Origin of the sequence: Nocardia sp. XZ_19_385, assembly GCF_015355755.1 — a bacterium.
Lineage (GTDB): Bacteria > Actinomycetota > Actinomycetes > Mycobacteriales > Mycobacteriaceae > Nocardia.
The window spans coordinates 380009-392553 of record NZ_JACVEE010000002.1 but is presented as its reverse complement, the minus strand read 5'-3'; the positions used below and the strand labels follow the sequence as shown (position 1 = coordinate 392553).

Below are 12545 nucleotides of genomic sequence, written 5' to 3'. Positions count from 1 at the left end.
GCGCATGCCGGAACCGAGCGCCAGCGAGGTGGAGGCATGAGTGGCGGCGCGCGGTGGCGTGCGACCGAGCCGTTCCGGATCCGTCTGCTCGGTATCGCGTTCTTCTTGATCCTCGCGCTGTTCGTGTGGGTGTGCGTCGCGGTCTACAACAAGCAGTTCGTGAAATCGGTGGACGTCGAGCTGATCACCGACAGCGTGGGGAACGCGCTGACCCGCAACGCCGAGGTGAAGGCCCGCGGCGTCACCGTCGGAGAGGTGCGGGCCAGCCGGGCCGAGGACGACAAGGTCATCCTGGATCTGGCCATCGATCCGGGCAAGGCCACCATGATCCCGGTCAACGCGACCGCCCGGCTGCTACCCAAGACGCTGTTCGGTGAACGGTATGTGGATCTGGTGCTGCCCGGGGAGCCCAGCGCGCTGCACCTCACCAACGGCGTCGTCCTGCAACAGGATCGCAGCGGCAACGCGATCGAGCTGAGCCGGGTCTTCGACGATCTGCTGCCGCTGCTGCAAGCCATTCCGCCGCAGAATCTGGCGGCGACGCTGGGTGCGCTGGCGCAAGCGCTGGTGGGGCAGGGCGGGAATCTCGGTGCCGCCGTCGATGATCTGGAGAATGTCTTCCGGCAGGTCAACGGCGTACTGCCGGAACTGCAGGACGGGTTGCGCAGCCTGGCCACCGTCGCGGCTACCTACTCCGACGCCTTGCCGCAGCTGATCGCGGCGCTCGACAACCTCCGCACCACCAACGCGACCATCGTGCAGCGCCGCGGTCAGATCGACGAGCTGTACGCGATCTTGACCCCTGCCTCGGCAAGCACCGCGGATTTCCTGATCGCCAACCGCGACAACATCATCGAGCTGGCCGCCGACTCCCGGCCCGCCCTGGAGATGCTCGCCGAGTACTCGCCGACCTACACCTGCGCGATGGCGAACTTCGCCAAGATGAAGCCGCGCATCGACAACATCTTCGGCGTCGGCACCGATCGGCCGGGTTCGCGGGTGAGCATCGAATTGACCAATACCCGCGGCAAATACCTGCCGAACCAGGACGAGCCGCGCTGGCTCGACACCCGCGGCCCGGCGTGCTTCGCGGAATTCCCGGTGGGCGTGGACGCCGGCCAGTATCCGGGCGGGCCGAACAACGACGGGTCCTATCAGCCGCCGAGCCGCTATCCCGGTGATCAGACCATCGGTTCGATGGAGGCGCCGCAATACGCGATGTACCCGACGCTGGCCGGTACGCCCAGTGAACAGCGGTCGCTCGGCGCGATCTACGGTGCGGCGCACGGGGTTTCGCCGGATCAGGTACCCGGCTGGCTGACCCGGGCCGGGGCGCCCGCCTTTCGGGGAAGCCAGGTGAGTGTGCGATGAGTACCGTCTGGCGCGGCACCGGCGCACCGTTGCTCAAACTGATCGTCTTCATGATCGTGACGCTCATCGCGACCACCGTCCTGGCGCTGTCCATCGCCAACTACACCGGCGGCGGCACCCCGTTCAAAGCGATCTTCGCCGACGCCACCGGGCTGAACAAGGGCGACGAGGTGCGCATCGCCGGCGTGCGGATCGGCAAGGTCACCAAGATCTCCATCAAGGACAAGCGCCTGGCCCTGGTGGATTTCCAGGTGCAGGACCGGAAGTGGTTGCCCGCCTCCACGATTGCCGCCATCCGGTACCGGAACCTGGTCGGCCAGCGGTATCTCGCGCTGGAGCAGGGCGCGGGTGAACAGGGCCGGAAACTGAACAAGGGCGCGACCATCCCGATCGAGCACACCAAGCCCGCGCTCGATCTCACCACGCTGTTCAACGGTTTCCGCCCGCTGTTCCGCACCCTCACCGCCGAGGATGTGAACAAGCTGGCGTTCGAGATCATCCAGGTCTTCCAGGGCGAGCAGGGCACCATCCACGATCTGGTGGCGAGTACCGCCAGCCTGACCAACAAGATCGCCGACAAGGACGCGGTGATCGGCGATCTGGTCACCAACCTGACCCGGGTGCTCGACGCGGTGAACAAGCGCGATGATCAGTTCGACGAACTGATCGTGAACACCTCGGCGCTGGTCGCCGGGTTGGCCGCGCAGCGTGACGTGATCGGCTCGTCGGTGAGCTCGCTGGGCAATCTGGCCTCGGCTACCTCCGATCTGCTGGTGCCGGTGGTGCCGACGCTGCAGGGCTCCATCGCCGGATTGAGCCAGCTGACCGGCACGTTGACCGCGCGCTCCGGCGAGGTGAACCAGGCGCTGGCGAATCTGCCGCGGAAGATGGAAAAGCTCGGTCGCGTAGGCAGTTACGGCTCCTGGTTCCAGTTCTATCTCTGCGGGATCGACATCGTGGTGGGCCCGGGCGCGGTGGACGCCCCGCAGCTCAACCTGCCCGCCGGGATGCCCACGATCAACCAGCCGCTGTACACCAACGCCGCGCCGCGCTGTTCCGGGAGGGCCCGCTGATGGACGACCGGATCCTGCTCGGCAAACGCAGCCCCGCCTTCCTGGGCACGCTCGGGTTGTTCCTGATCCTCTGCGCGACGGTGTCGGCGTTCTATATAGACCGGTTGCCGATCATCGGGGCGGGCATCAAATACACCGCTGAATTCTCCGAGGCGGCGGGCCTGAAGCAGGGCAACGAGGTCCGCATCGCCGGGGTGAAAGTCGGTTCGGTGCACGATATTCGGCTCGACGGCGACAAGGTGCTGGTCGACTTCCGCACCCAGAACGCCTGGATCGGCAACGAGACCACCGCCTCGATCCAGATCAAGACGGTGCTGGGGCAGAAATACCTGGCGCTGGACCCTCGGGGGTCGACGGCGGCCGATCCGGCCGAACGAATTCCGCTGACGCGCACCGTAACTCCGTATGACGTGATGGAGGCGTTCACCGACGCCACCCAGCAGATCGAGCAGATCGACACCGCGCAACTGGCCACCAGCATGCGGGTGCTGTCGGAGGCCTTCGCGACCACACCCGGCGAATTGCGCGGCTCCATCGACGGTCTCGGCCGCCTCTCGGAAACCATCGCCAAGCGCGACGAGCAGCTGAAGAAACTGTTCGCCGCGACCCGGCAGACCACCCAGGTGCTGGCCGACCGCAACGCGGAGTTCGAGCAACTGCTCACCACCGGCGGGCAGTTGTTCGCGGAGTTGAACATTCGGCAGCACTCGATCCATCAACTGCTCACCGGCGCGCAGACTGTCGCGATCGAATTGAGCAGGCTGGTGCGCGACAACGAGGCGCAGATCGGCCCCGCGCTGACCAATCTGCGCGGTGCCATCGATCTGCTCAACGCCAACGAGCAGAACCTTTCCAAGGCGCTGGAACTGGCCGCACCGTTCTATGGGCTGTACGCCAACGTGCTCGGCACCGGCCGCTGGTTCGACGCGGTGATCGTCAACCTGATTCCGCCCGCCCTGCCGGAACTCCCGGGCTACCGCGATCCCGTCCGCAATATGGGAGGCAGCTGATGGCCAGAGGTTTCGGCGCGAAAACCATTGCGCTCCTGGTTATTGCCGCGCTGGCGCTGGGCGCGACGGTCTGGTGGCTGGATTCCCGGCTGAACACCACCCACATCACCGCCTACTTCGATCGCGCCGTCGGCATCTACAAGGGCTCGGACGTGCGAATTCTCGGTGTCGCGGTGGGCCGGATCGATTCCATCGAGCCGCTGGGCGACCAGGTGAAGGTCGTCATGAGCGTGGACCGCAAATACGACATTCCCGCCGACGCGAAGGCCGCGCAGGTCACGCCGTCGATCGTCGCCGACCGCTACATCCAATTGCTGCCGGTCTATCGCGGCGGCCCGAAAATGCCCCGGAACGCGGTGATTCCGAAAGACCGCACCGTCACGCCGGTGGAGGTGGACGAGCTCTACAAGAGCATCGCCGAACTCACCGAAGCGCTCGGCCCGAACGGGGCCAACAAAGAGGGCGCGGTGAACGACCTCGTGCGCACCTCGGCGGCGAATCTCGCGGGCAACGGCGAGGCGCTCGGACGCACCATCACCGAACTCAGCAAAGCCGCGAAATATCTCGCGGACGATCGTGGCGACATTTTCGACACGGTCAAGAACTTGCAGGTCTTCGTGAGCATGCTGGCCGAAAACGATCAGCAGGTGCGGCAATTCAACGCCCAGCTGGCCGACCTCGCGGGCTTCCTCGGCGACGAACGCCAAAACCTGGGCGAGGCATTGCATCTGCTGTCCATCGCGCTCGGCGACGTCGCCCGCTTCCTGGACGAGAACAACGCCCTGATCGGCGACAACGCCGTCGCGCTCACCTCGCTGACCCGGACCCTGGCCGAGCAGCGCGACGATCTGGCCACCGCCCTGCCGGTGCTGACATTGGCGTTGAGCAATCTGATCAACGTGCACAACGCCGAATCCGGCACCCTCGACATGCGCGCCAATTTCACCGATCTGCAGGACCCGTTCGGGGTGATCTGCAAAATGATCGATCTGTCCAAGTTGATGCCGGGCGATCCGAAATTCGAGGCGGTCGGAAGGCAGATGCGCCCGATCATCGAGCACTGCCGGCAGATCGCCGACCAGATCACCGCGGGCGTGCAGACGCCGTCACTGATCCTGCCGTTCGGCATTCTCAGCAACGAGAACCAACAGCGGAATCCGGTGCCGGGCACCGTGCCCGGCACGCCGTCCGATCAATTGCCTCCGTCGCAGCAGCCGGGAGGCATCCGATGACATCGCGGAAAGCCTGGGTCACGAGCAGCCTGCTCGGTATCTGCACGGTCGTGCTCACCGCGTGCGGCAATGGCATCTACAGTGTCCCGCTGCCGGGTGGCGCGAATATCGGCAAGCATCCGATGCGCCTGAATATCGAATTCGACGATGTGCTGGATCTGGTCCCGCAGTCCGCGGTGAAAGTCGAGGGCGTGCCGGTCGGCCGGGTCGAGGCGATAGATCTGGGCCCGACCGGCTGGACCGCGAATGTCCGTGTCGTGGTTGATGATTCGATCGACCTGCCGGCCAACGCACGCGCCGAGGTGCGGCAGTCGAATCTGCTGGGCGAGAAGTTCATCGAACTGTCCAAGCCCGCCGACGCGGTACCGGCCCGGCTGGCGAGTGGCGCGGTGATTCCGTTGGACCGCACCCGCGCCGCGGTCGAGATCGAGCAGGTCCTCGGTGCGCTGTCGCTGCTGCTCAACGGCGGCGGTATCGCTCAGCTCGCGCCCATCGTCTCGGAATTGAACAACACGCTGGACGGGCGTGAGGGCCGGGTCCGTTCGCTGCTGGAGCAGGCGAACACCCTGATCGGCGGTTTGAACCAGCAGGTCGAGGACATCACCCGGGCGATCGACGGCCTGGCTCTGCTGAGCAACCGAGTGAGCACCCAGACCGGCGAGATCGACAAGATCTTGGCGGAGCTGCCCGAAGGTATCCGGATTCTGGAAGAGCAACGGCCCGAACTGATTTCGCTGCTCTCCCAGCTCGACCGCGTCGGTCGAGCGGGGTTCGACGTGATCAACACCTCCAAGGACAACCTGATCCGCGACCTCACCTCGCTGCGGCCCACCCTGCAGGAATTGGGCGCGGCCGCACCGGATCTGGTGACCGCCTTCCCGCTCATCCCCACCTACCCGTTCCCCGACTCCTCGCTGCTGGGTACCTTCGGCGGTCAGGTCAACACCTGGCTGTCGGTGGACCAGCAGATCGGCGTCACCCTGGGCAATCTCGGTGTGGGCAAACCGGATCCGGTCTACGTCCCGCCGCCGTACGGCCCGCCGGTGCCCGTGAACCCGACCAACCCGTACTACAACGGCAACGGGCCCCGCCCCGGCTGGCCGACCGTGTTCGCGGCCATCCCGGTACCGCGCAGCCTGGTGCCCGAAGGCACGCCCAACCGGCTCGGTCCGGTCCTGGAAGGCCTGGGTGTGACGCCGCAGGGGAGGAGTCCGCGATGAGCAGGTTGGTCCGCTTCCAGTTGATCGCGTTCGTGGTGATCGCCGTGCTCGGCGTGGTCTACGTGGGCGCCAAGTACATCCGGCTCGATCACATGCTCGGCTTCGGCCAGTACACGGTGCGGATCGAGGCCGATCAGGCCGGTGGCGCGTATCAGGGCGCCGAGGTCACCTACCGTGGCGTGGCCGTGGGCCGGGTCGGCGCGCTCGAACTCACCGCCGACGGCGTGATCGTCCCGCTGGTCATCGACACCAGCGCGCCGAAGATCCCCGCGTCCGCGAAAGCCGTGGTGGCCAACCGCTCCGCGATCGGCGAACAGTTCGTCGACCTGCAGCCCGAGAACGGCGACAGCCCGTACCTGACGGACGGCTCGGTGATCGACGGGCTGGACACGCCCATCTCGGTGGAACAGCTGATCACCAGCGTCGACCACTTCACCAGCACCGTCGACTTGCCTGCGCTCACCACCACCGTCACCGAACTCGGCAAGGCCTTCGAGGGCAAGGGCGCCGACCTGCGGACCCTGGTGACGTCGCTGACCGAGTTCAGCGCCGCCTTCGACGACAACCTGCCGCAGACCATCGAGCTGATCCGCGCGAGCCGCATCGCCCTGGAAACCCAGGCGGCTCAGTCCGGCGAGATCCTGCGCTTCAGTGACGGCCTGGACCGGCTCAGCGCCCAATTGCGTTCCAGCGACCCGGATATCCGCCGGCTCATCGGAACCGGCACGGACGCGGGCTCGGCTATCAGTGACCTGTTGCAGGAGAGCGGCCCCGCCCTCACCGAGGACCTGGCCAACCTGCGCAGCCTGCTGCACGCCGTCTCGCCGAAGTTCTACGCGCTGCGCCCGCTGCTGCAGATGCTGCCGCAGCTGTCCATCGGCGCCTCGGCCACCGCCCCCGGCGACAACACCAGCCATTTCGGGCTGGTGCTGGAGGTGAACAACCCACCCGCCTGCACCGTCGGCTACGAGGGCACCCAGGCGATTCTCGAGGAGATGAAGCGGCGCGACCCCGACTTCGACGACACCGTCGACGAGTTCCCGTTCAACAAGGACGCGAAATGTACTGTGCCCTTTGGTAATCCGACCGCCGTGCGCGGTGGTCTGCGGGCCGAACTGGCCGATCCGGCCATTGTGCAGCCGTGGGACAAGACCCCGAAGACCGATCCGCCCAAGCTCAATCTGAACCCGATCGCTGTGCAGCTGGCCACCTTGATGGGGGTCACGCCCAAGCATTGACCGACCTTTCGAGCGACCAGTCGCAAACGACCGAAGACGTGAGGTGTGTCCGCAGTGAACGTTGATTTATCGAAGGCAGATCCGGAGTACGCCGACCTCGCGGTGGCGGCTCCGCCCGAACTGCCTGCGGCCCCGAGCCGCAGGTCCGCCCCCTTCGTGGCGACCGTCGTCGCCGCGGGCGCGATGGCCGTCGCGGTGGTCGCGGCGCTGTGGTTCGGCACCGGCTGGTTGCAGGCGGCCTTCTTCACCGACGGCCCACGTGCCACCGCCCGGGACAGCGCGCTGGACGCCGCCCGCCAGGCCGCCCTCAATATGACCTCGATGCGCCTGGCCGACGTCCCCGGTTCGCTCGCGCTGGCCCGCTCCTCGATGACCGGCGAGATCCTGGCCTCCGCGGAACAGAACATGGCGCAGTCCGCGCAACTGGCGACCCAGACCGGGGTCGAGATGACCTCGAAGGTGCTCGGCTCCGCCCTGACCTCGCTGAACACCGAGCGGGACAAGGCCGCCGCGCTGATCGTGCTGCAGGTGACCGAAACCAAACCGGGCAACGAGGTCTCGAACTACCGCTACACCTGGAATCTCGAGATGACCAAGGTCGGGGAGGTATGGAAGGCCGAGCAGGTGGCTTCGCTGACCCAGCCGGCGCTGCTCGACGGCCCGGTCGCCGGTACCGCTGCCGCACCGCAGGAAGGACCGCGATGACCTCCCGTCGTCCCGTCAATCGGGTCACCTCCCGTCCCCTCGCGAGCGCCCGCCCGCCCGTTCCGCGCGAACAACCTTCCGACGAGCCGCAGGGACGCCGTTTCGTGCTGCGCGCACCCGAGATCCCGGCCCGCTCGTCCTGGTTCGCGGCCCTCGCCTGCCTTGTTGTCACCGTCCTGCTCGCTGGATTCGCGGCGCTCGCGGCCCAGCGCCCGGGTGTCGAGGACAGCAACGCCGCCTTCATCGACAGCGAGGCCACCGAGGAGGTGCGGGCGGCCGCCGAGCACGCGCTGCGCACCATTTACGGCTATGACCTGAAGCAGATCGACGGCTATGAACAAGCGGTACGCCAGGTGGTCACCGGCAAGATGCTGAGCGACCTGGACAACTTCGGCGGCACCACCATCGACGCCATCAAACAGGCCGAGACCAGCGCCGATGCCGAGGCCGACCCGATCGGTGTCACCCTGCTCGACGGAGACCGGGCGGAGTTGCTGGTCAACCTGGTGATCAGCGCGAACAAGGGCGGTCAGGCCCAGCAGAGCGTGGCCGGTCCGGTGGTGCTGCAGATGACCAAGATCGACGGCCGGTGGCTGGCCGGCGACATCATCGACCGGTGATCCGGTAGCCGGAGCGGGCGTGCGGGCCGCTCGAAACGGTCAGGATAAGCCAGCGGGGCAGGCGATCTCGATTAACCGGCTGGTCGGTCCTGGCACTTGACGGTTTTCTCCGGAGCCGTCACGCTATTCACAACAGCGGCAGCTGTCACAGTGGCTCCAGATGCCCCGTTGCTCTCGACGCAGCCAGCGATTCGAGCACGGCGCCGGTGCCACCGGCTCCACGGAGCGATCGTCGCGGTCGCTCGAAAGGGGTCGGCCCCGTGCCGGTTTTGCACCCGGCGCGCCAGCCACGCGGACGCTCGTTCGGGTGGTATTTTCACACCCGGCGGCGGTGTGCTTTGACACCACCCGGTCAGGTGGTGTAATTTTGGACGTTGCGCTGGCTGCCTCCTGTCCATACCTCGATTCGCACACGTGAGTTCCACCCCTTCCGGTGTTACTTCCGCTGTTGCCTGTTCGGGTTTCGTTCGGGTTGTGACCAGCGGAACTCGTAGCAGAAGCAAGCGACGGCCGCGGACCACCACGCGGCGCGCGTGAGGTGCTGGAAGGACGCATCTTGGCAGTCTCCACCCAGACCAAGGCAGTTGCCGGAATCCCCGGAGCCCCTAAGCGGGTGTCTTTCGCGAAGATCCGTGAGCCCTTGGAGGTGCCCGGACTTCTCGATCTACAGACAGATTCTTTTGCATGGTTGATCGGCTCGCCGTCATGGCGTGAGAAGGCCGCCGCGCGCGGCGACGGCGGTCTCGTCGGCGGACTCGAGGAGGTGCTCGAGGAGCTCTCGCCGATCGAGGACTTCTCCGGCTCCATGTCCCTGTCGTTCTCGGATCCTCGTTTCGAAGAGGTCAAGGCCTCCATCGACGAGTGCAAAGACAAGGACATGACCTACGCGGCGCCGCTGTTCGTCACCGCGGAGTTCATCAACAACAACACCGGTGAGATCAAGAGCCAGACGGTCTTCATGGGTGATTTCCCGATGATGACCGACAAGGGCACGTTCATCATCAACGGCACCGAGCGCGTCGTCGTCTCGCAGCTGGTGCGTTCGCCGGGCGTCTACTTCGACCACAGCGTCGACAAGACCACGGAGAAGGACCTGCACAGCGTGCGCGTCATTCCCTCGCGTGGCGCGTGGCTGGAGTTCGACATCGACAAGCGCGACACCGTTGGTGTCCGCATCGACCGCAAGCGTCGCCAGCCGGTCACCGTGCTGCTGAAGGCGCTCGGTTGGACGAACGAAGAGATCGTCGAGCGCTACGGCTTCTCCGAGATCATGATGTCGACGCTGGAGAAGGACAACACCGCCGGTCAGGACGAGGCGCTGCTGGACATCTACCGCAAGCTGCGTCCGGGCGAACCGCCGACCAAGGAGTCCGCGCAGACCCTGCTGGAGAACCTGTTCTTCAAGGAGAAGCGCTACGACCTGGCGCGCGTCGGTCGCTACAAGATCAACAAGAAGCTCGGCATCCACGTGGACGAGCCGGTCACCAGCTCGGTGCTGACGAAGGAAGACATCGTCACCACCATCGAGTACCTGGTGCGCCTGCACGCCGGTGACCGGAACATGACCGCCCCCGGCGGCCAGGAAGTCCCGGTCGGCGTCGACGACATCGACCACTTCGGTAACCGTCGTCTGCGTACCGTCGGCGAGCTCATCCAGAACCAGATCCGCGTGGGCCTGTCCCGCATGGAGCGCGTGGTCCGTGAGCGGATGACGACTCAGGACGTCGAGGCGATCACGCCGCAGACCCTGATCAACATCCGCCCGGTCGTCGCCGCAATCAAGGAGTTCTTCGGAACCTCCCAGCTGTCGCAGTTCATGGACCAGAACAACCCGCTCTCGGGCCTGACCCACAAGCGCCGCCTATCGGCGCTGGGCCCCGGCGGTCTGTCCCGTGAGCGCGCCGGCCTGGAAGTCCGTGACGTCCACCCGTCGCACTACGGCCGCATGTGCCCGATCGAGACCCCGGAAGGCCCGAACATCGGCCTGATCGGTTCGCTGTCGGTGTACGCGCGGGTCAACCCGTTCGGCTTCATCGAGACCCCGTACCGCAAGGTCGTCGACGGTCGCGTCACCGATGAGGTCAAGTACCTCACCGCCGACGAAGAAGACCGCCACGTTCGTGCGCAGGCCAACTCGCCGGTCGACGCCGAAGGCCGCTTCCTCGAGGACAAGGTGCTCGTGCGCCGCCTCGGCGAAGAGGTCGAGTTCGTCACCGCCGCGCAGGTCGACTACATGGACGTCTCGCCGCGCCAGATGGTTTCGGTCGCGACCGCGATGATTCCGTTCCTCGAGCACGACGACGCCAACCGTGCCCTGATGGGCGCGAACATGCAGCGTCAGGCCGTGCCGCTGATCCGTTCCGAGGCGCCGCTGGTCGGTACCGGTATGGAGCTGCGCGCCGCGGTCGACGCCGGCGATGTCGTCGTCAACGAGAAGCCCGGTGTGGTCGAAGAGGTTTCGGCCGACTACGTCACCGTCATGCACGACGACGGCACCCGCAAGTCCTACCGGATGCGCAAGTTCAACCGCTCCAACCAGGGCACCTGCTCCAACCAGCGTCCGATCGTGGACGAGGGCGTGCGGGTGGAAACCGGCCAGGTTCTGGCCGACGGCCCCTGCACCGAGAACGGTGAAATGGCGCTGGGCAAGAACTTGCTCGTCGCGATCATGCCGTGGGAAGGCCACAACTACGAGGACGCGATCATTCTGTCGCAGCGCCTCGTGGAAGAGGACGTCCTCACCTCGATCCACATCGAAGAGCACGAAATCGACGCCCGCGACACCAAGCTGGGCGCCGAGGAGATCACCCGGGACATCCCGAACGTCTCCGACGAGGTGCTGGCCGATCTGGACGAGCGCGGCATCGTGCGCATCGGCGCCGAGGTCCGCGACGGCGACATCCTGGTCGGCAAGGTCACGCCGAAGGGCGAGACCGAGCTGACCCCGGAGGAGCGCCTGCTCCGCGCGATCTTCGGTGAGAAGGCGCGCGAAGTGCGCGACACCTCGCTCAAGGTGCCCCACGGTGAGTCCGGCAAGGTCATCGGCATTCGCGTGTTCTCGCGCGAGGACGACGACGATCTGCCTCCGGGCGTCAACGAGCTGGTCCGCGTCTACGTGGCCCAGAAGCGCAAGATCCAGGACGGCGACAAGCTGGCCGGCCGGCACGGCAACAAGGGTGTTATCGGCAAGATCCTCCCCACCGAGGACATGCCGTTCATGCCCGACGGCACCCCGGTCGACATCATCCTGAACACCCACGGTGTCCCGCGTCGTATGAACATCGGCCAGATCTTGGAGACCCACCTCGGGTGGATCGGCAAGACCGGCTGGGATATCGAGAACGGTCCGGACGGTTCCCGTCCGGATTGGGCCAAGACGCTGCCGGAGGAGATGATCGCGGCTCCGGCCGACAGCAACATCGCCACCCCGGTGTTCGACGGCGCCCGCGACGAGGAGCTGACCGGTCTGCTCGGTTCGACCCTGCCGAACCGTGATGGTGAGCGCATGGTCAACGCCGAGGGCAAGGCCATGCTGCTCGACGGTCGTTCGGGTGAGCCGTTCCCGTACCCGGTCGCGGTCGGATACATGTACATCCTGAAGCTGCACCACCTGGTCGACGACAAGATCCACGCCCGTTCGACCGGTCCGTACTCGATGATCACCCAGCAGCCGCTCGGTGGTAAGGCGCAGTTCGGTGGTCAGCGTTTCGGCGAAATGGAGTGCTGGGCCATGCAGGCCTACGGCGCGGCCTACACGCTGCAGGAACTGCTCACCATCAAGTCCGACGACGTTGTCGGCCGCGTGAAGGTCTACGAGGCGATCGTCAAGGGCGAGAACATTCCTGAGCCGGGCATTCCGGAGTCGTTCAAGGTGCTCCTCAAGGAACTCCAGTCGCTCTGCCTCAATGTCGAGGTGCTGTCTTCCGACGGCGCCGCGATCGAGATGGGCGGCGGCGAAGATGAGGATCTGGAGCGCGCGGCGGCGAACCTGGGCATCAACTTGTCCAGGAACGAAGCAGCAACCATCGACGATCTGGCGAACTAGGCGGTAGGTCGAATGCCGTTTCCCGCAAACG

Annotated in this window: 9 protein-coding genes; all 9 read left to right on the top strand. The window is 66.0% G+C overall.

Annotated elements, in window-relative coordinates:
- The first annotated feature begins 36 nt into the window (after window positions 1–36).
- Complete coding sequence (locus IBX22_RS14300) at window positions 37–1371, top strand: MCE family protein (protein WP_194816075.1); 1335 nt, start codon at window positions 37–39, stop codon at window positions 1369–1371.
- Complete coding sequence (locus tag IBX22_RS14295; RefSeq protein WP_194816074.1) at window positions 1368–2444, top strand: MCE family protein; 1077 nt, start codon at window positions 1368–1370, stop codon at window positions 2442–2444. The genes IBX22_RS14300 and IBX22_RS14295 overlap by 4 nt, the downstream gene beginning before the upstream one ends.
- Window positions 2444–3454: an MCE family protein gene (locus tag IBX22_RS14290; RefSeq protein ID WP_228538813.1), complete on the top strand. Its 1011-nt coding sequence runs from the start codon at window positions 2444–2446 to the stop codon at window positions 3452–3454. The genes IBX22_RS14295 and IBX22_RS14290 overlap by 1 nt, the downstream gene beginning before the upstream one ends.
- Window positions 3454–4686: an MCE family protein gene (locus IBX22_RS14285; protein ID WP_194816073.1), complete on the top strand. Its 1233-nt coding sequence runs from the start codon at window positions 3454–3456 to the stop codon at window positions 4684–4686. Before IBX22_RS14290 ends, IBX22_RS14285 begins: the two co-directional genes overlap by 1 nt.
- Window positions 4683–5906 carry an MCE family protein gene (locus IBX22_RS14280; protein ID WP_194816072.1) on the top strand — a complete coding sequence of 408 codons (1224 nt, stop codon included), beginning with the start codon at window positions 4683–4685 and terminating at the stop codon, window positions 5904–5906. The genes IBX22_RS14285 and IBX22_RS14280 overlap by 4 nt, the downstream gene beginning before the upstream one ends.
- The gene (locus IBX22_RS14275) at window positions 5903–7144 is read left to right on the top strand and encodes an MCE family protein (protein WP_194816071.1); all 1242 of its coding nucleotides are present in this window, start codon (window positions 5903–5905) and stop codon (window positions 7142–7144) included. Before IBX22_RS14280 ends, IBX22_RS14275 begins: the two co-directional genes overlap by 4 nt.
- A gap of 54 nt (window positions 7145–7198) precedes the next feature.
- A complete protein-coding gene (locus IBX22_RS14270; protein ID WP_194816070.1) occupies window positions 7199–7849 on the top strand; it encodes a hypothetical protein in 651 nt (216 codons plus the stop codon).
- Window positions 7846–8469: a hypothetical protein gene (locus tag IBX22_RS14265; protein WP_194816069.1), complete on the top strand. Its 624-nt coding sequence runs from the start codon at window positions 7846–7848 to the stop codon at window positions 8467–8469. Before IBX22_RS14270 ends, IBX22_RS14265 begins: the two co-directional genes overlap by 4 nt.
- A gap of 538 nt (window positions 8470–9007) precedes the next feature.
- The gene (locus tag IBX22_RS14260) at window positions 9008–12514 is read left to right on the top strand and encodes a DNA-directed RNA polymerase subunit beta (RefSeq protein ID WP_194816068.1); all 3507 of its coding nucleotides are present in this window, start codon (window positions 9008–9010) and stop codon (window positions 12512–12514) included.
- Window positions 12515–12545: the final 31 nt, after the last annotated feature.